The 23,054-nt window shown below is 62.4% G+C and carries 20 protein-coding genes; 10 read left to right on the top strand and 10 right to left on the bottom strand.

The genetic code is table 11. The features are described from left to right. The first annotated feature begins 9 nt into the window (after positions 1-9). Both VX159_RS15190 and VX159_RS15185 read left to right on the top strand, forming a co-directional pair. Positions 10-1,269, top strand: a complete 1,260-nt coding sequence (locus VX159_RS15190; RefSeq protein WP_371323710.1) for an MFS transporter — start codon at positions 10-12, stop codon at positions 1,267-1,269. A 14-nt stretch (positions 1,270-1,283) separates the two neighbouring features. Then, positions 1,284-1,700 (top strand): heme-binding protein, encoded by a 417-nt coding sequence (locus tag VX159_RS15185; protein WP_371323709.1) that lies wholly within the window; start codon positions 1,284-1,286, stop codon positions 1,698-1,700. A 22-nt stretch (positions 1,701-1,722) separates the two neighbouring features. Here VX159_RS15185 and VX159_RS15180 read toward each other — a convergent pair whose 3' ends face one another. Further along, positions 1,723-2,070: a DUF3135 domain-containing protein gene (locus VX159_RS15180; protein ID WP_371323708.1), complete on the bottom strand. Its 348-nt coding sequence runs from the start codon at positions 2,068-2,070 to the stop codon at positions 1,723-1,725. Between the two features lie 261 nt (positions 2,071-2,331). On the opposite strand from VX159_RS15180, the gene VX159_RS15175 reads away from it, so the two are divergent. Continuing rightward, entirely contained in the window at positions 2,332-3,516 is a 1,185-nt protein-coding gene (locus VX159_RS15175; RefSeq protein ID WP_371323707.1) for an acetylornithine transaminase, read from the top strand. Between the two features lie 56 nt (positions 3,517-3,572). Here the strand turns inward: VX159_RS15175 and VX159_RS15170 are convergent, their stop codons facing one another. The 6 genes from VX159_RS15170 to VX159_RS15145 form a co-directional block, all read right to left on the bottom strand. Beyond that, a complete protein-coding gene (locus tag VX159_RS15170) occupies positions 3,573-5,216 on the bottom strand; it encodes a methyl-accepting chemotaxis protein (RefSeq protein WP_371323706.1) in 1,644 nt (547 codons plus the stop codon). A 232-nt stretch (positions 5,217-5,448) separates the two neighbouring features. Then, positions 5,449-6,765, bottom strand: coding sequence for an ATP-binding cassette domain-containing protein (locus VX159_RS15165; RefSeq protein ID WP_371323705.1), 1,317 nt, complete (start codon positions 6,763-6,765; stop codon positions 5,449-5,451). Between the two features lie 13 nt (positions 6,766-6,778). Next, a complete protein-coding gene (locus VX159_RS15160; protein ID WP_371323704.1) occupies positions 6,779-7,546 on the bottom strand; it encodes an ABC transporter ATP-binding protein in 768 nt (255 codons plus the stop codon). Continuing rightward, positions 7,543-8,475, bottom strand: a complete 933-nt coding sequence (locus VX159_RS15155) for a branched-chain amino acid ABC transporter permease (protein ID WP_371323703.1) — start codon at positions 8,473-8,475, stop codon at positions 7,543-7,545. Before VX159_RS15155 ends, VX159_RS15160 begins: the two co-directional genes overlap by 4 nt. Before the next feature lie 3 nt (positions 8,476-8,478). Then, the gene (locus tag VX159_RS15150; RefSeq protein ID WP_371323702.1) at positions 8,479-9,354 is read right to left on the bottom strand and encodes a branched-chain amino acid ABC transporter permease; all 876 of its coding nucleotides are present in this window, start codon (positions 9,352-9,354) and stop codon (positions 8,479-8,481) included. Positions 9,355-9,558: 204 nt separating this feature from the next. Beyond that, positions 9,559-10,350, bottom strand: a complete 792-nt coding sequence (locus VX159_RS15145) for an IclR family transcriptional regulator (RefSeq protein WP_371323701.1) — start codon at positions 10,348-10,350, stop codon at positions 9,559-9,561. Between the two features lie 81 nt (positions 10,351-10,431). Here VX159_RS15145 and paaY point away from each other — a divergent pair, with 81 nt between their 5' ends. The 3 genes from paaY to dctP all read left to right on the top strand — a co-directional run bounded on the left by paaY (position 10,432) and on the right by dctP (position 14,924). After that, positions 10,432-11,049: a phenylacetic acid degradation protein PaaY gene (gene paaY / locus VX159_RS15140; protein WP_371323700.1), complete on the top strand. Its 618-nt coding sequence runs from the start codon at positions 10,432-10,434 to the stop codon at positions 11,047-11,049. Positions 11,050-11,228: 179 nt separating this feature from the next. Continuing rightward, positions 11,229-13,781: an ATP-binding protein gene (locus VX159_RS15135; protein WP_371323699.1), complete on the top strand. Its 2,553-nt coding sequence runs from the start codon at positions 11,229-11,231 to the stop codon at positions 13,779-13,781. Between the two features lie 114 nt (positions 13,782-13,895). Next, on the top strand, positions 13,896-14,924 hold the full coding sequence (dctP, locus tag VX159_RS15130) for a TRAP transporter substrate-binding protein DctP (protein ID WP_371323698.1): 1,029 nt from the start codon (positions 13,896-13,898) through the stop codon (positions 14,922-14,924). Here the strand turns inward: dctP and paaX are convergent. The 3 genes from paaX to VX159_RS15115 form a co-directional block, all read right to left on the bottom strand. Continuing rightward, positions 14,921-15,925, bottom strand: coding sequence for a phenylacetic acid degradation operon negative regulatory protein PaaX (gene paaX / locus VX159_RS15125; RefSeq protein WP_371323697.1), 1,005 nt, complete (start codon positions 15,923-15,925; stop codon positions 14,921-14,923). The two genes, dctP and paaX, sit on opposite strands and share 4 nt — an antisense overlap. A 40-nt stretch (positions 15,926-15,965) precedes the next feature. Then, positions 15,966-17,015, bottom strand: a complete 1,050-nt coding sequence (locus tag VX159_RS15120; protein WP_371323696.1) for a 2Fe-2S iron-sulfur cluster-binding protein — start codon at positions 17,013-17,015, stop codon at positions 15,966-15,968. 91 nt (positions 17,016-17,106) lie between these two features. Beyond that, complete coding sequence (locus VX159_RS15115; protein WP_371323695.1) at positions 17,107-18,135, bottom strand: hypothetical protein; 1,029 nt, start codon at positions 18,133-18,135, stop codon at positions 17,107-17,109. Positions 18,136-18,506: 371 nt separating this feature from the next. On the opposite strand from VX159_RS15115, the gene paaN reads away from it, so the two are divergent. Genes paaN through paaI form a run of 4 tightly spaced genes read left to right on the top strand, consistent with a single transcriptional unit; the run spans position 18,507 to position 23,033 of the window. Next, the gene (paaN, locus tag VX159_RS15110; protein ID WP_371323694.1) at positions 18,507-20,174 is read left to right on the top strand and encodes a phenylacetic acid degradation protein PaaN; all 1,668 of its coding nucleotides are present in this window, start codon (positions 18,507-18,509) and stop codon (positions 20,172-20,174) included. 54 nt (positions 20,175-20,228) lie between these two features. Continuing rightward, complete coding sequence (gene paaG, locus VX159_RS15105; protein WP_371323693.1) at positions 20,229-21,035, top strand: 2-(1,2-epoxy-1,2-dihydrophenyl)acetyl-CoA isomerase PaaG; 807 nt, start codon at positions 20,229-20,231, stop codon at positions 21,033-21,035. Between the two features lie 2 nt (positions 21,036-21,037). After that, positions 21,038-22,570: a 3-hydroxyacyl-CoA dehydrogenase PaaH gene (gene paaH / locus VX159_RS15100; protein ID WP_371323692.1), complete on the top strand. Its 1,533-nt coding sequence runs from the start codon at positions 21,038-21,040 to the stop codon at positions 22,568-22,570. After that, the gene (gene paaI, locus VX159_RS15095) at positions 22,563-23,033 is read left to right on the top strand and encodes a hydroxyphenylacetyl-CoA thioesterase PaaI (protein ID WP_371323691.1); all 471 of its coding nucleotides are present in this window, start codon (positions 22,563-22,565) and stop codon (positions 23,031-23,033) included. Before paaH ends, paaI begins: the two co-directional genes overlap by 8 nt. Positions 23,034-23,054 lie beyond the last annotated feature (21 nt).

The raw sequence follows: 23,054 nt of genomic DNA, 5'->3' as shown, positions 1-23,054 counted from the left end.
ATCCGGCCGATGACGCAGACTCCGACTTCGACCCGGCGCTGGCCCAATGGCCTGCGCGCGCTGGCGCACCGCAACTTCCGGCTCTACTTCGCCGGCCAGGCGATATCCATTCTCGGCTCGTGGATTCAGCAGGTGGCGCTGGCCTGGCTGGTCTATCGGCTCACCGGCTCGGCGGCCTTGCTCGGGATCACCGCCTTTTGCGGACTGATTCCGCAGTTGCTGGTTGGCCCCTTTGCCGGTGCCTGGATCGACAAGCACGACAAGAAAAGCTGGCTGATCGGGGTGCAGTCGGCGATGGCGCTGCAGGCGCTGGTACTCGCCGGACTGACCTGGAGCGGCCTGATCAATCCGCCGCTGATCATCGCAATGGCGCTGCTGCTCGGCGTCCTGTCGAGTTTCGACGCACCCTTGCGGCAATCCCTGATCGGCTCCTTTGTCGGCCGGCGCGACGACCTGCCGAATGCGCTGGCGCTCAACGCGATGTTGTTCAACGCCGGCCGCTTTGTCGGCCCCCCGGTTGCCGGGCTGCTGCTCGGGCTGACTTCCGAAGCGGCTTGCTTTGCGCTCAATGCCCTTTCCTTCCTCGCGCTGATTGTCGCCATCCTGGTCGTGCGCGGTGCACCGCCGCCCCGTGCCAGCGGCTCGGTTGGCGAGGTGTTCCGCGAGGGGCTTTTTTATGCCTGGCGGACGTGGACCGTGAAAATGCTGATCCTGACGCTGGTTGCGCTCAACCTGACGGCGTCGGCCTACGCTGTGCTGCTGCCGGTGTTCGCCGCCGATGTCTTTCACGGCGATGCGACGACGCTGGGTTGGCTGTGGGGGGCGGCCGGTTGCGGCGCCTTCGCCTCGACCGTTGTACTGGCGACGCGCAAGGCCTTGCCGGCGGTGGTTGGCGCGGTGGTGGCGGGAACCGCGATTGCGGCGCTGTCGCTGCTGCTCTTTGCCGCCAGCGACTGGCTGGCGCTGGCCTTGCTCGGGATGTTCGGTGTCGGTTTCGGAATTTCGGTCTGCAACGTCGGCATCAACATGCTGCTGCAGAGTGCCGCCCCGGAAGCCCTGCGCGGCCGCATCGTCTCCTTCTTCACCTCGGCGCGCTTCGGTTTCGACGCGCTGGGCGGCTTGCTCGCCGGCTTCCTCGCCAGCCATTTCGGCGCCGCCCGAACGCTGATCGGCGAAGGCCTGTTGTTATTGCTGTTTGTCCTTTTCCTCTACCGGCGCCGGCAGCGCCTGCTGGCCCAGGTGGTGGCGCCGGAAGCGGCCGGTTCCTGATTCCGGATGGCTCCATGCAGATCGAACAAATTCCTTCCCTGTCCCTGTGTGCCGCCGAGCAACTGGCCGAACGGGCATTAGCGGCGGCTACGGCGAACGGTGTCGCAATCTGCGTTGCCGTGGTCGACCGCGCCGGCCTGCCGCTGGTTTTCAAACGGCAGCCGGCAGCACCGCTGCACTCCATCGACATTGCGCTCGACAAGGCCTATACGGCGGTCAGTTTCGGCCGTCCGACGGCGGCCTGGAACGAGCGGCTGGCGGCTGGCAGCGAACAGTTGCGGCACGGCCTGATCCGCCGCGAGCGCTTTGTCGGCTTCGGCGGCGGCCTGCCAGTCGAACACGAAGGGCAACGGGTCGGCGGGATCGGGATTTCCGGCGGCAGCGAAGCGCAGGATTGTGCGATCGCGGCGGCGGCGCTGGCCACAGCCTAGCGGCCCCGGTTCGCATTGGCGATCAGTGTTCGCCCGGCGGCGGCTGGTGCTCGGTAGCTACGGCCTGGGCCAGCGAGTCAAGCTCGGCGAAGAGCTGATTGAGCAGCCGCAGCCGATCCTGCAGGGCCAGCAACAAGCCTTCCACCGCCTGCTGTGGTGAAGGATTGACGGCACCCGAGTGGTCGATCTGTTCCTGCAACTGGTGGAGCTGGGCCCGATGGGCGCCGGCCTGGGCCATCAGGGTTTCGAGCAGGTCGTGGCGGCGGCGAATGAATTCGGCCGGATCGCTGGCCGATAATCGTGGGTCGAGCGCCAGGGCGGCCTTGACCAGGTCGCGGGCATCGCAGGCGGGGGGAATTGAAGTGTTCATGCTTGCCTCCTGGGGTCTGGCCGCAGCAGGGCGAAGAAACCGGAGCCACCGACGAAGGGCCCCGAGCTTCTGTCGCCATGTCTCATTCTGATCCGGTGGCGGCAAGACGGTTCCTTTTTTTAGCCGCGCTTTGACGTCTGCTTGACGCTTGTTGCCATCATTTTGTCGGCGCTTGCCGCCAGCGTCATACTCCGGTAAGGTCCCTTCCCCGACAATGTCGGCCGTGCCTTCGTTTTTGCTTCTACTGCCTCAGGATTTTGCATGGACTACAAAGATTCTTCGACCGACGCGCTGATGTTCATTACCCAGCGTCCCGACATTGTTTTCGAGCGCGGCCAGGGTTCCTGGCTGACTGATCACGCTGGTCGCCGCTACCTCGATTTCATCCAGGGCTGGGCGGTGAATTGCCTCGGCCACTGTCCTCCGGAAATCAGTGACACGCTGGCAGCGCAGAGCAAGCAACTGATCAACCCGAGTCCGGCCTTCTACAACGGGCCGATGGTTGAACTCGCCGGCCTGCTTACCCGCAATTCGTGCTTCGAGCGGGTGTTCTTCGCCAACACCGGCGCCGAGGCCAACGAAGGCGCGATCAAGCTGGCACGCAAGTGGGGCCGGCTGCATCGCGGCGGGGCGCACGAAATCATCACCTTCGGCCATTCCTTCCATGGCCGCACCTTGGCGACCATGTCGGCATCCGGCAAGGCTGGCTGGGATACCCTGTACGCGCCGCAGGTGATGGGCTTCCCCAAGGCCGAGTACAACCATCTCGACTCGGTGGCGGCGTTGATCGGCGAGAAAACCGTCGCGGTGATGCTCGAACCGGTGCAGGGCGAGGGCGGGGTGATCCCGGCCGAGATCGAATTCCTGCAGGGTCTGCGCAAACTCACCCGGGAGCGCGGCATTCTGCTCATCGTCGACGAAGTGCAGACCGGCATGGGGCGGACCGGCAAGCTCTTTGCCTACCAGCATGCCGGCATCGAGCCGGACATCATGACTCTGGGCAAAGGCATCGGCGGCGGCGTGCCGCTGGCCGCATTGCTGGCCCGCGAAGCGGTCTGCTGTTTCGAACCCGGCGACCAGGGCGGTACCTACAACGGCAACCCGTTGATGACTGCGGTCGGCGCTGCCGTCATCCGGCGCCTGCTGACCGACGGTTTTCTCGACGAGGTGGTGGCGCTTGGCGAATATCTGGCTCAAGGCTTGCGCGATCTGGCCGGCAAATACGGACATGTCGGCGAGCGCGGCAGCGGCTTGTTGCGGGCCCTGATCCTGTCGGATGAGAGCGGACCGCAGATCGTGCAGCGGGCGCTGGCGATGGAACCACATGGCCTGCTGCTCAATTCGCCGCGCCCCAACCTGCTGCGCTTCATGCCGGCGCTCAATGTAACGCGCGACGAAATCGACGAAATGCTGGCGGCACTCGACACCTTGTTGCAGGGCGAATGAAAAATGCCCGCTGCCACGGTCGACCGTGGCAGCGGGCAAAAATCCCCTGGGGCGGCTCAGACGCGGAAGCGTTCGACCCGCCGCATCAAGTCGTCGGCGATGCGTTCCAGGGTATTGGCCGCTTCAGCGGTGCCGCGTACATTGCGCGCGGTCTGGTCAACCATCCGGGTGATCTCCTCAACCCGCAGCGCGATCGAGCCGCTGCTGGCGCTCTGTTCGCGGGTGGCATTGGCGACGTCGCGAATCCGGGTCAGCGTGCGGCTGGCGCCGTCTTCGATCTGCTGCAGAGACAGCGAAGCTTCGCCGGCCAGATCGACGCCTTGCTCGACCTCGGGCAAGACTGCGCTCATCGCCGCAACAGCGCCCCCGGTTTCGCCCTGGATGCCGGCGATCACCGTTTCGATCTCGGTGGTCGCCAGCGAGGTCCGTTCGGCCAGCTTGCGCACCTCGTCGGCGACCACGGCGAAGCCTCGTCCCTGTTCGCCGGCACGGGCCGCCTCGATCGCGGCGTTGAGCGCGAGCAGATTGGTCTGGCCGGCGATTTCCTTGATCGTATTGGCAATGCTCGACACTTCGCTGGCTCGCGCTTCAAGGGCGCGGATGCGTTGCGAAGCCTGGTCGACCGTGCCGGCAATCTGGCGGATCGCGCGGGTGGCCTGATCGACACGCTGGCTGCCGTTACCCGCCAGCGCCATCGCCTGCTGCGAGTCGTCTTCGGTGGCGCGGGCACTGTCAGAAATATGGGTCGAACTGACCGTCAGTTCTTCGATGGCGGCCGCCATTTCGGTGGTGGCGTCGGCCTGGTGTTCGGCGGCTTGTGCCACCTCAGCCGCCGAGTGGCCGATACCGCGGGCGCTTTGGACCAGCGTTGCGGCGCTGTCGCGAATCCCGGCGATCAGGTCGTGTTGTACCTTCAGCATCTGGTCGAGGGCAGCGAGCAGGCTGCCGGGAGCGGGGTGTCCCACCTGTGCAGTCAGGTCACCAGCGGCTACTGCCTGCATCACTGCGCTGGCGGCGGCGGGTTCGCCGCCGATCTGGCGCAGGATGCCGCGTGCGATGAGGAAACCGAGCAGGCCGATCAGTGCGGTCAGGCCCAGCGAGATCAGGATTTGCTGGAGCAGGATGCTGCGGAATTCGGCGTCCAGATCGTCGGTATAAATCCCGGTCCCGATCAGCCAGCCCCAGGCCGGAAATTTTTTGACGAATTGCAGTTTGGGCAAGGCTTGCGTGCCGCCGGGCCGGGGAAACTGAGTGTCGACATAAGCTTCGTCGGCGCTGACCAGTGCGGCGGTGAGGTCGCGGATGGTGTAGCGGCCATTGCCATCCTTGATCTTGTCGAGCATGTTCTGCCCTTCCAGTTCACGCTTGATGTGGGCAACGCTGACCCCATCCAGAGTCCAGGCGTAGTAGTACTCGGTTTTGCCGTCAGCACCGCCGTAGCGGGCGCTGCGTATGGTTTCCCGGGCACGGCGCTGGGCCTCTTCGAGCGGCAGGGTGCCGGCTTCGACCTGGCGCTGCAGTTCGGCGACGGCATTGTGGATGCCCTGGACGCCGGTCCGGATCAGCGTCTTGCGGCTTTCCAGCAAGGACTGGCGGGCATGATAAGCGCTGAACGCAGCAAGCGTGGTCATCCCGACAAAAGCCGCCAGGACAATCAGCAGCAGGCGCTGACGCAGGCTGAACTCGGATTTGACAGACATTGGCATCCCCCGGGAGTTTTCCCATTTTTGGAAGTTGGCCTTATACCGTCTGCCTGAAGAATCCTGAATAAGGGATTACCGCAGGTGGCTGCGGAAAAAGCCGCTGCCCTGCGGTTGACCGTGTACCTGGCCAGCAGTGGCTGCGCAGCCGGGCAAGAAAAAACCGGGGAGGCCGAGAGGGGGAGGCACTCCCCGGTCAAACCGCAAAGCAAGCGGAGGCAATCAGCAGGGCTTACATGCCGAGATAGGCGGCGCGTACCTGCTCGTTGCTGATCAGTTCCTGGCCGCTGCCGGACAGCGTGACCAGACCGGTTTCGATGACATAACCACGGTCGGCAATGGCCAGCGCGGCAAAGGCGTTCTGCTCGGCAAGGATGATGGTCATCCCCTGGGCCTTGAGCGCCTTGACCACGTTGAAGACTTCTTCAACCAGCAGCGGCGCCAAACCCATCGACGGTTCGTCGAGCAGCAACAGCTTGGGCCGGCCCATCAGCGCGCGGCCGATGGCCAGCATCTGCTGCTGGCCGCCGGATAGCGTGCCGGCCGGCAAGGCGCGTTTTTCCTTGAGGATCGGGAACATCGTGAACACCTTTTCCAGGTCTTCCTCGACATGGGCCTTGGGCTGGGTGTAGGCGCCCAGCCGCAGGTTGTCCTCGATCGACAGCGGGCCGAAAACCTGACGGCCTTCCGGGCTCTGGCAGATGCCGCGGCGCATGCGCTGGTCGGAACGGACGCTGGAAATGTCGGCACCGTCGAACAGGATCTTGCCGGCACTCATCGGCTGGATGCCCGACAGGGTACGCAGGAAGGTGGTCTTGCCGGCGCCGTTGGCGCCGACCAGCGCGACCAGTTCGCCACGACGGACTTCGATGTCCATGCCCTTGAGCGCCTTGATCCGGCCGTAGCAGCTTTCCAGCCCGGAGACTGAGAGCAGGATTTCGCCGGTACGGTGCACCTTGCCGGGTTCGAGCTCGCCGGCGCTGTGGGCGCCCAGACCAATCGATTCGGGGGCGAGGCTGGCGATACGATGGAACAACTGGCGGAATTCGGCCTTGGCGCGCTCGCCGAAGAGTGGATCTTCGTTGTCGAGGAAGGCGCGGTCGATCGGCTCCCAGTCGCCGGGGAAAAAGCTCTCGCGGGCCATTGGCATCGCGTCTTTTTCCTCGGTCCGGATATGGTTTTTCAGGCTCTGGGTGTAGATCCGCAATGCAGCCGCGAATTCCGGCGCCCCCAGTCTGCCGGCTGCGGCTTCCGCGAGTTGCTGACGCAGCGACTTGAGGACTTCCGGGCCATTGCGGTGCTCGGCCTGCAGTCGGTCAAGAATCGGTCCGGCGGCTTCGTTGCGCTGGCGCAGCAGCGGGAACAGATGCAGGTCTTCCTTGGCGTGGTGGCAGGCGTCCATGAACTGTTCGATGTAGTCGAAAATCGACGCGAACAGCGCCGGGTCGACCTGGCCGCCATCGTCCATCTCGCCGGCCAGCAGGTCGATGGTGGTGGCGATCCGCCACAGGTTCTGGTGTTCTTCGGTGATGATGCGCAGGGCTTCCATGCTGCTCCCCTTGTCAGGCGTGGGCGCCGAGATAGGCGGCGATCACGTCCGGGTTCTTGCGGACCTCTTCGCCGGTGCCTTCGGCCAGCTTCTTGCCGTAGTCGAGCACCAGGATGCGGTCGGACAGGTTCATGACCATCTTCATGTCGTGCTCCACCAGAACCACAGTGACGCCGGAATCGGCGACCTTGCGGACCAGATGGTCGACCTCGATGGTTTCCTTGGGATTGAGGCCGGCGGCCGGCTCGTCGAGGAAGATCAGGCGCGGCTTCATGGCCAGCGCGCGGGCGATCTCCAGCCGCTTGAGCGCGCCGTAGGGCATGCTGTCGGCGCGTGCCTCGATGTACTTTTCCAGGCCGACGAAGCGCATCAGTTCGGCGGCCTCGCCGCGCAATTCGGCATCGCGGCGCTTGAGTCCGGGCAGGCGCAAGGCTGCCTTGAACAGGTTGCGGTCGAGGCGCAGATGGGCGCCGACCATGACGTTTTCCAGCGCGCTCATGTTCATGCAGATCTGCAGGTTCTGAAAGGTGCGCGCCATGCCCCGGCGGGCCAGTTCGTTGGGCGACTTGCCCTCGATCGCCTCGCCGTCGAGCCGGATCTGGCCGGTGGTCGGCTGGTAGACCCCGGTGATCAGGTTGAACAGGGTGGTCTTGCCGGCGCCGTTGGGGCCGATCACCGAATAGACGATACCGGCATCAATGGTGAAGCTGACGTTTTGGACGGCCTTGACGCCGCCAAAGTGGATCGACAGATCCTTGACTTCAAGCAGGGCCATGCTCATTCCCCCTTGCCGAACTTGGCCGCGAGCGTCGGTACGATGCCGCGCGGCAGGAAAATCATGAAGCCCATCAGGATCGCGCCGAAGACCACGGTTTCCCAGCCTTCGAAGGTGGCCAGGGCTTGCGGCAGGGCGGTCAGCAGGATGGCACCGATCAGCGAGCCGTAGACCGAGGCCATGCCGCCGACGACGACCATGGTGACCAGTTCGATGGAGTGGAAGAAATCGGCGAAATTGGGGCTGACGAAACCGATGTAGTGGGCCGTGACGCTGCCCATCAGCGAAGCAAAGACCGCCGACAGCACGAAGATCGCGACCTTGTAGCGGACGACATCGACGCCGACCACCTGCGAGGCGACTTCAGAACCATGCAGCGCACGCAGCGCGCGGCCGAAGGGCGAGTCGATCAGGTTCAGCGAGGTCCAGATGCTCGCTACGAGCAGTGCGGCGATTACCCAATACCATTGCTTGTCGCTGCTCAGTTCGAATCCGAATAAGCCCATTGCCGACACCGGCATCCCGTCCGGGCCACCGGTCCATTGGGCTTCGTTGCGCAGCGCAATGTTGATGATGATGCCGAGACCAAGGGTGGCCATCGCCAGGTAGTGCCCCTTGAGTTTAAAAATCGGCCGGGCGACCAGCGCCGCCAGCAGACCGGTGGCGACTGCGCCGGCGAGCATCGCCAGCAGCGGGTGCCAGCCGAAATGCGTTGGCAGTACGGCTGAGGCATAGGCGCCGATGCCGAGGAAACCGGCGTGACCGAGGCTGATCTGGCCGGCAAAGCCGATCAGCAGGTTGAGGCCAAGGACGATGGTGGCGTTGATCGCCATCCGGATCACCAGGTCGAGGTAAAAACTGTTGGGGACTGCGAAAGGCAGGACCAGCAGTGCCGCGATGACGATCAGCAGGCCGAAGTAGACGTTCTTTTGCATGGCTTACACCCGGTCCGTCGATTTGCCGCCAAACAGGCCGCGCGGCATGAAGAAGAGGATGAGCAGGATCAGGACGAAGGGAATCGCATCCTTGTAGGCCGACGAAATGTAGCCGGCACCCATCGCTTCGAGAATCCCGACCAGCAGGCCGCCGATGACTGCGCCGAGGCCGTTGCCGAGGCCGCCGACGACGGCGGCGACGAAGCCCTTGAGGCCGAGCATGATCCCGACGTCGTAGGAGGTCAGGGTGATCGGGGTGACCAGGATGCCGCCGATGGCACCGAGTGCCGCTGACATCGCGAAGCTCATGAACAGCACCCAGCTGGTGTTGATCCCGACCAGTTCGGCGGCCAGGCGGTTGACCGAGGTGGCGAGCATGGCCTTGCCCTGCAGCGTGCGGTTGAAGAAATACCACAGACCGGCGACGACCAGCGCGGTGACGCCGAGCACCCAGAGGCTTTGCGGCAACAGGGTGGCGCCCATGATCTCGATCGGGGTGTCGCCGGAGAAGGCCGGCAGGCTGAAGGTACCCTTGCCCAGCCAGACCTGGATCAGGCCGCGGATGACCAGCGAGGCGCCGATGGTGATGATGATCAGGGTGACCGTTTCGGCGCCCTTGACCGGCTCGATGGCGAGTTTTTCGACCAGGATGCCGACGATAGCCGGAATCAGGATCGCCAGCAGCAGAGCCACCGGTAGCGGCAGGCCGGCCTGGGTGAAGAAGACTGCGAGCATGCCGCCGAGCATGATGAATTCGCCCTGGGCGAAGTTGATCACATGGCTGGCGTTGTAGATCAGCGTGAAGCCGAGCGCAGCCAGCGCGTAGGTCGCGCCGACGGTGACGCCGGAAAATAGGAACTGCAGGAACTGGGCCAACATCAGCAGATCCTCCCGATGCCCTGGGGCATCGCTCTCCGCGGAACGCGACGATTCGTCATGTCTCCTCCTGTTGTTATCTGTCTGACCGTGGGAAAACCATGGTCACTGATTTGAAATTCTGTATTTCGTAATTGATTCTGTCAATAGAAATGATACAAAAACTCTGTTTTTTTTTGTTTTGCGTATCGCAAAGCCGTCGCGGGGTCAGGCAGGGTGACCGGTGGCTCCCAGGCGTTGCGACAATGCGCTGGCCGAGCGGCGCAATGCGGAGACCACCTGGCTGTCCGGGCTCATGTCGAACATGCCTTTGACGCCGACGACCACAATCCCCATCGTGATTTCGTTGCGGAAGTTGAAAACCGGGGCGGCGACAGCTTCAACGCCGCTGGCCATGTAATAGTCGGAGAGGGCGCAATAGCCATCCTGGCGTACCTGGGCCAGCATTTGTTCGACCTGGGTGCGGGTTTGCAGGTGTGGCGGCAGTTTCTTGTTTTTCAATTCCTGGCCAATCAGGCGGTCGACCGTGTCATTCTTCAGCCAGGCAGCGAATATCCGCCCGCTCGCCGAATTGAGGATGTGCAGAGCCGTGCCGGTAACCACATTGACCGTGATTGCCCGGCGCGGGCGTTCCCAGCGGACGATCACCGGACCGTTCTCGCTCCACACTGCGAGCGCGGTGGTCTCGTTGATTTCGTCGCGCAGGCGGGCGATCTCGGATAATCCGAGGCGCACGCGATCGAGCCGGTCGATGGCGACCAGACCGATATTCAGCGCGAAACCGCCAAGGTCGTAGCGCGAGGTCAGCGGGTCCTGTTCTACCAGTCCGGCCCGGATCAGGCTGACCAGGTAGCGGTGGGCTTTCGACGCCGGCATGTCGGCTGCCGCAGCAATATCCTTGAGCATCATCGAGCGCTGGCCGTTGACCATCGCGCGGAGGATGCTCATGCCGATTTCCAGGGACTGGACGCCGTGTTTACCTTCCAGTTCTTCGCTCATCTGAATTCTCCAAAATTTCCAAATACGAAACTGGTTTTATTTTATAGAATTCCGTCTGGTCATGTCATGGAGATTCGAGGAATGTTGCCTTTACGTGTTTTTGCCATCGATGGCATTGTTCCCGTCGTCGACCCGACGGCGTTTGTGCATCCCTCGGCAGTGCTGATCGGTGACGTGATCGTCGGGCCGGGGTGCTATGTCGGGCCTTGTGCCTGCTTGCGCGGTGATTTTGGTCGATTGATTCTGGAGCGCGGCGCCAACCTGCAGGATACCTGCGTGATGCACGGTTTCCCGGGAACCGATACGGTGGTCGAAGAGGATGGCCATATCGGGCATGGTGCGGTGCTGCACGGCTGTCGTGTCGGGCGCAATGCGCTGGTCGGGATGAACGCAGTGATCATGGATAATGCGGTGATCGGCGAGTCAGCGATTGTTGCCGCCAGCGCCTTTGTCAAAGCGGCAGCGGAGATTCCGGCGCGTAGTCTGGCGGCTGGTTCGCCGGCTCGGGTGATCCGCGAATTGTCGGATGAGGAAATTGCCTGGAAGGGGCAGGGAACGCAGACCTATCAGGACCTGGCCCGGCGTAGCCTGGCCACCATGGTCGAGTGTGCTCCGCTGACGGCTATCGAGGCCGAACGGCCGCGGATCAGTATTCCCGATGTGGTGCCTCTGGTTGCGTTGAAAAAAGGAGCCGGTTGACGCTGCGCCAGCGGCGGTGCTTGGCTCTTTGGTGATTTTCAGCCCCGGGGTGGCAGGATGACTGTACAATCGCAGATCGTCATTGGAATAACATGATTTGCCGATGCGTGACTGCGGTTGCGTCCGGCAATCCCATCAGGAATGAATAAGCCGGTCCGCGCCGTAGCCGGTATTTTTCGATGCTTGCCTTCTCCCGTACCCGCTTGAGCCGCTGGGGCTTGCTGGCGTTCCTCGTGCTGAATGGCTTTGTCGCCGTGATGATCGGCTTTTTTCTGCTGGAAAGCCGGGCTCAGTACAGCGAGAAGGCCGCCATTTCGGCACAGAACCTGTCGCAGTTGCTTGAGCAACAGTTGAACGCATCGATCCGCCAGATCGATATCTCGCTGCGTTCGGTGGGCGATGTCGTGGTGCGTGCGTTGGGTGAGGGCAAGAGCCTGGAGCAGCAGAAGCTGTATGGTTTGCTAACCCAGCACCAGGCCCGTCAACCCGATGCCGACCGGATTTTATTGCTTGATGCGCGGGGGCGTATCGTCGCCAGTTCCGGATTTGAGAGCAGCGCTGGCGGGTCTTTAGCCGACACCGATTATTTTCGCCGGGTTAGCCTGGATCATTATGCCGGCCTGGTGGTCGGCCGGCCGCAGCCAGATCCTCTCGGGCACCAATTGCTGCTTCCTTTCGCCCGCCGGATTGCCCACTCGGACGGCAGTTTTGCCGGTAGCCTGGTCGTTCTGGCCGAAGTCGATCGTTTTGCCCGGGCGCTAACGCAGGTCAGGGTTGGCGGACGTGGCACGGTCACGCTGCTGGATGAGGAGCAGCGGCAGATCGCTCACCATCCACGTGCCAAAGGTGAGCGGCAGAACGCCGGGAATTCACAGTTGGAAGGGCTGCTGCCTTTGCTGCAGCCGGGCGATGCGATGATGGGCAACGCTCATGAATTGGCGGGGGGGGATGGAATTCACATGCTGGCGTTGCGCAAGTCGGCAGACTGGCCCTTCCTGATCGCAGTCGATTTGATGTCCGAAGATTATCTGGCGCCCTGGTACAAGGAACTGCGCTTCTCGCTGGTGGCCTTCCTGCTGTTTGCGATATTGACCGGGGCCGGTGCTTACGTGATTGTGCGGGTCTGGTGCGCGCATGAGCAGGCGCGAGCCGAGAATCTGCGGTTGCTGCGTTTTAACGAGGCTCTGCTCAAGGCGATCCCCGTTCCAGTCTTTTTCAAGGACCGCGATGGCCGTTATCTAGGCTGCAATCCGGCGTACACCGAGATTCTTGGTGTGGCACCGGCTGACCTGATCGGGCGGACAACTGCCGAGGTCTGGCCCACTCACCTGTCCGATATCTATGTCCAGAAAGACCGCGAACTGATTGCCAGTGAGGCGCCGCAGGTCTATGAGTTTGCGATTCGTGATCGCCATGGCGATCCCCGACAGGTAATTTTTGCCCGTAACATTTTTCTTGATGAAAAAGGGGATGTGGCCGGGATTATCGGCGCCTTCATCGACATCACCGAACGCAAGCGTCATGAGCAGGAGTTGCTTGCTGCGCGGGAGGTTGCCGAGGCGGCGAGTCTGGCCAAGAGTCAGTTTCTGGCGACCATGTCGCACGAAATCAGGACGCCGCTGAACGGTATCCTGGGCATGGCCCAGATCATGCTGATGAACGATGCCGCCGATGGCGAAAGCCGTGATTGTGCGCAGACCATCTTCAATTCCGGACAGATGCTGCTGACCTTGTTGAACGATATTCTCGACCTGTCAAAAATCGAGGCGGGCAAGCTGCAGTTGGAAGTGACAGCCTTCGACCCCGGGCAATTGATCCGCGACACACTCGAATTGTTCGCTGATGCTGCCGAGCGCCAGGGAGTGCTGTTGCAAGGTCAGTGGGAAGAGCATTTTGGCCATCATTACCAGGGGGATCCGACGCGTCTGCGCCAGATGCTCGGCAATCTGGTCAGCAATGCGATCAAGTTCAGCCACGGCGGAGAAGTCCGGGTTCTGGCCAAGGAAGTGGAGGTTGAGGCCGATGCTGCGGTTTTGCGCTTCGAGGTTTGCGATCAGGGGATTGGTATTCCTGAGGAAAAGCAGGCTTTGCTGTTCCAGCCATTCAGTCAGGCAGACAGCTCCACTACCCGGAAATTCGGCGGTACGGGCCTCGGTTTGTCGATCGTTCGCAATCTGGCGGAAATGATGGATGGTGCGGTCGGTGTCGTCAGCAAGATTGGGGAAGGGGCCTGCTTCTGGTTTACGGTCCGGGTAGGCTTGGTGCGCGAGCGGGCCGAGCAAGCCAGCAGCGTGGTCCGGACCATGCCGGTGCATCCGCCGGCCGCTCCTGCGGCTTCGGTATCCGGGCACATTCTGGTGGTTGATGACAACGCCACCAATCGTAAGGTGGTGGCCGCGTTGCTGAAAAAGGGCGGGCATCGCGTCGATTGTGTTGAAAATGGCCGCGAGGCTGACGATTTCTATCGGCGCCAGGCGCCAGACCTGATTCTGATGGATTGCCAGATGCCGGTCATGGACGGCTTTGAGGCAACCCGCAGGATTCGCCGCTGGGAGGGGGCACAGTCCTGGCGGCGGACTCCGATCATAGCCTTTACCGCCGGGGTGTTTTCGCAGGATCGGCAGAACTGTGTTGATGCCGGAATGGATGACTTTCTGCCCAAGCCGGTCAATGCGTCGGCATTGCAGGAAATGCTCGGGCGCTGGCTGCCAGCACGGGAAATCTGCGATTGAACGATGATTTTGTCCGTCAATCACGGTATACCCTGATCCTGCGATGGTACTATAACGAAAGTTATAATTATTGATGCTGCGGGCAAGACTGCCTTGGCCCGCACCGAGGTTGTCATGCTGCTTCATTTGACGCGTTTGCTGTTGGTGTGTGCTGCGGTACTGGTCATTCCCCAGGCAGCTGCGCAGAGTTACCGTTCCGAGTATCGCCTTTCCTGCGTGCTGGGGAGTGGATTTCCCTGGGGACAGGCGGCCGAGCGTTGGGCAGAGTTGGTGCGCGAGCAAACGCAGGGGCGCATCAACATCCGGTTATACACGGGTGCCTCGCTGGTCGGGGGGGACCAGACCCGGGAGTTTCCATCGATCCAGCAAGGGGTGATCGATCTGGCGGTTGGGTCGACCATCAACTGGTCGCCGCAGGTCAAGGAATTGAATTTGTTCTCTCTGCCCTTCCTGCTGCCTGACCATAAGGCAATTGACGCCTTGACCCAGGGGGCGGTAGGGCGAGAATTATTCGCCGTGCTCGAGAAGAATGGCGTGATTCCGCTTGCCTGGGGGGAGAACGGTTTCCGTGAGTTGTCCAATTCGCGCAAGCCGATTGCCCTGCCGGCCGACATGAAAGGCATGAAATTCCGGGTTGTGGGTTCCCCGGTGTTTGTCGATATTTTCAATGCGCTGAAGGCGCGCCCGATGCTGATGAGTTGGGTCGATGCCCAGCCGGCACTGGTTGAGGGCGTGGTTGATGGACAGGAAAATCCGCTTTCGGTGTATCTGGCATCGAATATGCTTCGAGTCGGGCAGCGTTACCTGACAGCCTGGCGCTATGTTGCCGATCCGCTGATTTTTGTTGTCAATCCGCAGGTATGGGCAGGTTGGTCGGTATCGGATCGGCAGATCGTACGCCAAGCTGCGCAGCAGGCTGCGCGCGAAAACATTGAACGTGCCAGACGCGGACTGATGGGACACGATGCCAGCCAGTGGCGGCAACTGGAAGCTGCCGGGGTGAGTGTGACCCACCTGACAGCTGCCCAGCGTGCTGCGTTTGTTCAGGCGACTCGTCCTGTTTACGACAAGTGGCGGAAAACCATTGGCGCTGAACTGGTGGGGCTGGCCGAGCAGGCGATTGCCGCGCGCAAGGAGCCTTAGCGCTCTGGCGGCAGGGATTGGTTTCCGCCAGGCAGCGGGTCGTCCTGGGGGAAGCGTTCGTTGTAGGCGGGGTCGTAGGTCGGCGTGCTGCCATCGGCGAGTTGCAACACGCGGTCGAGATGGCTTTCCGAGGCGCCGGCCAGGCGCCGGTAGAGCTCGCGGCAGAGCAGGCGGGCTTTCTGACCCGGCCAGTCGCTGGGCAGTAGGACATCGGGGAGTTCAGGGTCGCGCAGCAGCAGGCGGCGGTAGTCGTGGATCAGTAGCAGGCGGACCAGGAAAGCGTCTTCCTCGCCAATGCCGGCCTCCCGTTCCTGGCGTAGCTCGGCGAGAATCGGCAGATAGGTCGCGACAAAACCGGCATAGGCTTCGCCCAGTTCTTCCAGGTCCCAGGCTCGGCGCACCAGATCGGCATCGTTGGCCGACAGGCCGGCACGGGAGTCGACCGCCAACAGCGGCATCAAGCGGTCGAGTAATTCGCCCAGTCCTTCCGCGACCAGAGCGTCAAAAGCGGCGGTGAGGTCGGCGCTGGGATGTACGAAGCACTCGTTGCCCAGGGCGCCGAAGCCTTGCCAGAACAGGGCGCGTTTCAGTTTTTCCCGGTCGCGGGCGTCGAGTTCGCCAACCGACAGGATCAGCCGCCACCGGCGGTCCCAGAGCGGGGAGTGCGATGCATAAATATGCCGCGAGGCTTCGTCGAAGCGTCTTCTGCCGGAATGGGTCAGGACGTAATCGGCCCGCCGGCCAACGCTTTCGGTGCGCAGCCACTCCTCCTTGGCCAGGCGGAAGACCGAGGTGCGAATCAGGCGTTCGTTGAGTTCGAGCGGTTCCAGCAGGCGGATCAGGCTGCCCAGCCAGATGCGGCCGCCGCGTGGCACGACGGCGTCGCCAAAGGCGGAAATGATCAGGGAGCCGGCCTGAACGCGCTTCTGTTGCCGGAAGTCGTCCAGCCGCTGTTTGACGGACGGGATCACGAAATGAGTCGCAGCGGGCAAACCGCGCATGTTACCCATTTCATGCCCCCCTGAACAGTCGCGTCTCCGCTTAAAGCTTCAGCAAATGGTCGTCGTCGGCCACGACGGGTTGTTGCTGGGCGAAGAAACCTTCTACATGGATCAGCTCATCCTTGGCGCCGAGTTGTTTGACGGCGGCGACGCAGGCATCGACAAATTCCGGGCTGCCGGCAGCAAAGATGGTGTGTTTTGACAGATCCGGGAACAGCTTCGGCAGGACCGTACCGATTCTTCCGGCCAGATAACCTTCGGCTTCCTCGCGGGTCAGAGTGATCTTGTAGTCGAAGTTGCGGTGCTTGGTGCGCCACCAGGCCATCATCCCCTGGCTGTAGACGTCTGCCCGGCTGCGTGCCGAGACGACCATTGCCACCGGCTTCTTGAAACCCCGGCGCAATGCAGCTTCGGCCAGGGCAAGAATCGGTGCCAGACCGGTGCCGGCTGCAAGGCAAAGGACTGGAGTGTCGACCGACGGGTCGCCGATAAAAGTACCGTAGGCGCCCGAAATCTTGACGTTATCGCCGATTTGCAGCGTGTCGTGCACCCAGTTGCTGGTAACGCCGTCTTCGGCACGGGCAATCTGCAGCACCAGTTCGCCATCCGGGCGGGGCGGGTTGGAAATCGAGTAGGCGCGGGCGGGAATGTTCTCGCGCGGATTGCCTAGGGTGACGTATTGCCCGGGCCAATAGCGGATCGGCTGGCCGACCGGACGCAGGCGCAGTTCGACGACGCGGGCGGCGACTGACTTCTTGTCGATCACGACAAACAGGGCATCTTCACGCGGTGGGAAGAGTTTGGGCTTGGCGTCCTCGGTGCCCCATTCGATGGTCAACTCGTCGGAAATCGGCTTGGCCATGCACATCAGGCCGTAGCCTTGTTTCCGCTCGTCCTGCGAGAGCGCCATGTCGAGCACCATGCCCTGATCGAACTGGCCGGAGGTGACCTTGACCTTGCACTCGCCGCAGGCGCCGGCACGGCAGTTGTTGGGCAGGGCATAACCTGCTTTTTCCAGTGCCATCAGCACGGTGTCGCCATAAGCGCATTCGACCGATTTGCCTGAGGGTTGCATCACGATACGAGCCATTGCTCTTCCCCTTATTGTTAGTGGTTTCTCTGTTGCGGCAAAGCCGGCACACCCGGAGGTGTGCCGGCCATGGCAGGATCAGTGCGGAATATTAGAAGACCGGGATGATGTCTTCCATTTCGAGATCGGAAATTTCCTGGCCGGTGATGCCGACTTCCGGGATCGCCGGGAACGGAATGTTGAAGCGATCCAGCACGCCCTTCAGGTTGATGATCGCGTTGCGCCAGTTTTCCTTCTTGGCTTCGTAGGTCGGGATGCCAAAACCGGCGGCACGGGCAACTTCCTCGGCTTCGCGCTGGTTGGCGATGAAGTCGGCGGGCAGGTCCCAGAATTCCATCGGCGGCTCGAACAGGACGGCCGACAGGAACAGGTAGCCAGCGCGGATCTGCTTGGTGATCACGGCCTTGTTTTCCGGGCCCATTTTCGGGTAGTCGCGCTCCATCACGGCCATGCAGATCGCCATGTGGCGGCCTTCGTCGCGGCCGATGTTCTTGAAGCCTTCCTTGAAGACGGCTTCGCGGGAGTTGTCGTACATCTGCTTGAAGATGGTCGCGGCAGCGATTTCGCCCATCAGGAAGGAGCTGAACAATACCGCCAAGTCATACTTGGGTACGGCCTGCTTGTAGCCGGTCCAGTAACGGCCGCCGTTGAAGTACAGCCACTGGGCGTTCTTCTGCAGGCGCTTGCCGAGTTCGGTCTTCGGCTGGTAGGTCAGCGGGTCGGAATGGCCGAGCAGTTTGGTGATGGCCAGACCGCACATGATTTCGTGGTTCTGTTCGTCGCGGGTGACCGAGAAGAAGCACTTGCGCACCGGGTCTTCTTCATGCACTTCATAGGTCTTGATCAGCGCTTCGGCAAACACCGGGGGGGCGGAGGCGTCGAAGACCGACAGCAGGGTCCACCAATAGGCGATGGATTCACGCTCTTCCCAAGAGTAGCTGTCGACGTCCAGGGTGTCCCAGGGCAGCTTTTCCGGGTCCCAGTTCTCGCGCAGGGCGGCTTCCCAGACTTCCTGCAGTTTCTTGGTGTGCGAATGCCAGGACAGCGGATAGACGTTCGGCTGAACGGTTTCCGGCGGGAATTCCATCTTGTCGGCAAATTTTTCCTTGTTGCTAGCCATCTCTCAGTCTCCTCCTGATTGGGTCGGGTTACGGTCGCTCGCACCGGGTGCGTCGCCTCGAGGTGAATCATGTTACACCGCGCGGCAAATTGTCAATACTTTTTGTATCAGATGTTGGTTTTTTTGAAAGCGGCCACTGGTTTGTAGAAAAAAAATTCCGCAAAATCTGCTGATTGTTGGTTGGTTAGTTGTATGTTTTTTATAAGTAAATACTTTGTTGTCGGAATTATTTCCTCTTTGTAGAATGTTGTCCGTCATGCCTTGTAGTGATACATTGTATTGACAGTAATTGCATTACTTCGTAACGTGACATCTGACAGAAGCGATTTGCCTGTTCCCATAAAAACGTATTTCCCCCGAGGAGGTTGTTCATGTCCCATCCGCTGCTCGAAAAGCATCGCGCGACCCTCGATGGCGCCTTGAGCGCGATCGCCAGCCGTGGCTACTGGTCCGCATATCCCGAGATGCCGAGCCCCAAGCTCTATGGCGAAACTGCGCCGGAAGACGGCAAAAAGGCTTACGAAGCCCATCTCGGGCAGCGTTTCGAACTTGGGCAGCCGGGACAGAAGGATTGGCACGGCGGTGAAAAGTCGCCTTACGGCGTTGAACTGGGCGTGCAATACCCGGTGTGCGACATCGAGGCGCTGATTGCCGCCGGCGAGGCTGCGATGGGCGGTTGGCAGAGAATCGGCGCCGACGGCCGGGCCGGTGTCTGTCTCGAAATCCTGCAGCGCTTGAATCAGCAGAGTTTTGAGCTGGCGCATGCAGTGATGATGACCACCGGCCAGGGCTGGATGATGGCCTTCCAGGCCGGTGCTCCGCACGCCCAGGATCGCGGCCTGGAGGCGGTGGCTTATGCCTACCGCGAGCAGGCTTTCGTGCCGGCCGAAACGGTCTGGGAAAAGCCGCAGGGCAAAAATCCGCCGCTGGTCCTGAAAAAACACTTCGAAGTCGTCGGGCGCGGTATCGGCGTGGTCGTCGGTTGCGGCACCTTCCCGACCTGGAATACCTATCCTGGTCTGTTCGCCGCGCTGGCAACCGGCAATGCGGTGATCGTCAAGCCGCACAGCAACGCCATCCTGCCGGCGGCGATCACGGTGCGCACCATCCGTGCCGTACTGGCTGAAAACGGCCTCGATGCCAACCTGGTCACGCTGGCGGTCGCCAACGACCGCGCCACCACGCAGAAGCTGGTGACGCATGCCAAGGTCAAGTCGATCGACTTCACCGGCGGCAACGTCTTCGGTCAGTGGCTGATCGACAACTGCCGCCAGGCGCAGGTTTATGCCGAACTGGCCGGGGTCAACAACATCGTGGTCGACTCGACTGACAGCTACAAGCGCATGCTCGGCAATCTGGCCTTCACCCTGGCGCTGTACTCGGGCCAGATGTGCACCACCTCGCAGGCACTGTTCGTGCCGGCTGGTGGCATCGAGACCGACCAGGGGCACAAGTCCTACGACGAATTCTGTGCCGATCTGGCGCAGGCGGTCAGCGGCTTCCTGGCCAAGCCGGAAGTGGCGCACGCCGTGCTCGGCGCGGTGCAGTCGGCCGATACCCTGAAGCGGATCGTCGAGGCTGACAGCGGTTCATTGGGCAAGGTGGTCCTGGCGTCGAGCAAGCTGGAGAACCCGGAGTTCCCGCAGGCCGAAGTACGCACCCCGGTGCTGCTCGCCTGCGATGCGGCTGACGAAGCCGCCTACATGGAAGAGCGCTTCGGCCCGATCAGCTTCATCGTCAAGGTTGCCGACACGGCGGCGGCGATTGCCTTGTCCGAGCGCATCGTCAGCACCCACGGCGCGCTGACGGCCGGCCTCTACTCGACCAGTGAAGCGGTGATCGAAGCGATGACCGAGGCTACCTGGCGCTCCAAGGTCGCGCTCTCGATCAACCTGACCGGCGGCGTGTTCGTGAACCAGTCGGCAGCTTTCTCCGATTACCACGGTACCGGCGGCAACCCGGCAGCGAATGCCTCGTATGCCGACTCGGCCTTCGTCGCCAACCGCTTCCGTGTCGTCCAGCGTCGCTACCACGTCTAATCCCGTGGGCGGTTGCGGCCCTGCCGGCAACCGCCCAGCCCCCGGACAGAGAACATGAACTACGAAAATATTCAATTCACCGTCGAGGGCGGCATTGCCCGCCTGACCCTCAATCGTCCCGACAAGCTGAACAGTTTTACCGATGCCATGCACGCCGAACTGCGCGATGCGCTGGATGCGATCCAGTCCGGTCGCGGCGAAGCTGCCGCTGCCCGCGTGCTGGTGTTGAGCGGGGCCGGACGTGGCTTCTCCGCCGGCCAGGACCTCGGCGACCGCGCGATGCAGATCAAGGAAGGCAAGATGCCCGACATCGGTAACACCGTCGAGCGCAACTACAAGCCTTTGGTGCTGCGTCTGCAGAACCTGCGCGTGCCGACCATCGCCGCAGTGAACGGCATCGCCGCCGGCGCCGGTGCGTCGGTAGCGCTGGCCTGCGATCTGGTGGTGGCGACCAAGTCGGCCTCCTTCCTGCAGGCGTTTTCCAAGATCGGCCTGATCCCCGATACCGGCGGCACCTGGTTCCTGCCGCAACGGGTGGGCATGGCGCGGGCGATGGGCCTGGCGCTGCTCGCCGACAAGCTGCCGGCGGAAAAGGCCGCGCAGTGGGGCCTGATCTGGGAATGCGTCGAGGACGAGGCCTTTGCCGCCCGTATCGATGCGCTGGCTGCACAACTGGCGACGGCACCGACCAAAGCGCTGGTGCGTACCCGTCAGGCGATGCACGCCGGTCTGGGTCACACGCTGGAGCAGCAATTGTCCTTCGAGGGCAGCTTCATGCGCGAACTCGGCTGGTCGCCGGATTACGCAGAAGGCGTCGCCGCCTTCATGGAAAAGCGCGCACCGCAATTCACCGGAGAATGAGCATGACGCACGCCAATCCGTTGGCGCCGGAGGCCGTGGTTGCGGTGGTCGGAACCGGTGCGATGGGCGCCGGGATCGCCCAGGTCGCGGCCCAGGCCGGGCATCCGGTCAAGCTGCTCGATAACCGTCCGGGCGCAGCCGAAAAAGCCGTCGAAGGCATTCGCGCCCAGTTCGCGAAAATGGCCGAAAAAGGCAAGTTGACCGTGGAAGCCGCCGCTGCGGCTGGCGCACGGCTGCAACCGGTCAGCGAACTGGCCGAACTTGCCGATTGCGCACTGGTGGTCGAGGCGATTGTCGAAAACCTCGAAGCCAAGCAGAAGCTCTACGCCGATCTTGAAGTCATCGTTGGCGCCGACTGCATTTTCGGCACCAATACCTCGTCGATTTCGGTCACCGCCATCGGCGCCGCGCTCAAGCGCCCGGAACGGCTGGCTGGCTTGCACTTTTTCAATCCCGCACCGTTGATGGCGCTGGTCGAGATCGTTTCCGGTCTGGCCACCGAGCGCGCAGTGGCGGAGACCTTATTTGCGACTGCGGCCGCCTGGGGCAAAACCCCAGTGCATGCCAAGTCGACACCGGGTTTCATCGTCAATCGCGTCGCCCGCCCGTATTACGCCGAGGCCCTGCGCCTGGCGCAGGAAGGCGCGGCCGACTACGCGACCATCGACGCCTGCTGCCGCGAGGCCGGCGGTTTCCGCATGGGGCCGTTCGAGCTGATGGACATGATCGGGCACGACGTCAATTTTGCGGTGACCAACTCGGTCTGGCGGGCGTTCTACAACGACCAGCGCTTTTTGCCGTCGTTGCTGCAGCAGGAACTGGTCGATGCCGGGTTCTATGGCCGCAAGAACGGACGCGGTTTCTACGACTACCGCGAAGGCGCCGCCAAACCGGTTGCCGCGAGCGAAGCTGCCCAGCCCGTCCCGGGCAAAATCACCATTTGTGGCACGTCTACCGTGGCCAATGCCTTGGCCGCCCGTTTGGCCGCTGCCGGCGTGGCTTACACGCAGCAGGTGAGCGCCGACGGCCGGGTTGCCGAAGCCGACGGTGCCGTGCTCTATGTGACCGACGGGCGCAGCGCGACCCGCCGAGCTGCCGAAACCGGTATCGGCAATTGCGTGCTGCTCGACCTCGCCCTGGACTATGCCAAGTCCACCCGGCTGGCCCTGGCCGCCGCAACCCAAGCCGAGATGGCAGCGGTTAATGCTGCGGTGGGCTTGTTGCAGGCAGCGGGTTTCCAGGTCTCGCGCTTTGCCGACGTTCCCGGCCTGGCCGTGATGCGAACAGTGGCGATGCTCGCCAACGAGGCGGCTGATGCAGTCAATCAAGGGGTATGCAGCGCCGCCGGTGCCGACCAGGCGATGCGTCTCGGCGTCAATTATCCGCAAGGGCCGCTGGCCTGGGCGGACCAGATCGGCGTCGCCGCAGTGCGTGACGTGCTGGCCAATCTCGCCGACAGCTATGGCGAAGATCGCTACCGTATTTCGCCCTTGCTGCACCAAGCGGTATTTGCCGGAAGAAAGATTCATGACTGATGCTCCACTCGACCCCCTCGCCGCGCAGGCGCTGGCCGACGAAACCGCCAAGGCGATGTGGTCGCGTGACCACGCGGCGCAGGCGCTGGGGATCGCCATCGTCCGTGTTCAGCCCGGTGCCGCACTGCTGACCATGCCGGTACGCCGCGACATGGTCAATGGTCACCACATCTGCCATGGCGGGATGATCTTCAGCCTGGCCGATACCGCCTTTGCCTACGCCTGCAACAGCTACAACCGCAATACGGTGGCTTCGGCCTGCCATATCGACTTTCTCGCCCCGGCCAAAGAGGGCGAGTTGCTTGAGGCCGAGGCCGTCGAGCAATCGGCGGCCGGGCGCACCGGCGTCTACGACGTCACCGTGCGCATTGCCGGCGGGCGGACCGTGGCGCTGTTCCGGGGCAAGTCTTACCGCATCAGCGGCGAGGTGATTGCCGGCCTGCAAGCAGCGGACGCCAAATAAAACACATCAGATAACGCAGAG

The organism is Dechloromonas sp. ZY10 (assembly GCF_041378895.1).
GTDB lineage: Bacteria > Pseudomonadota > Gammaproteobacteria > Burkholderiales > Rhodocyclaceae > Azonexus > Azonexus aquae.
The sequence above is the reverse complement of the archived record's forward strand: the minus strand, read 5'-3'. Positions and strand labels throughout refer to the sequence as shown.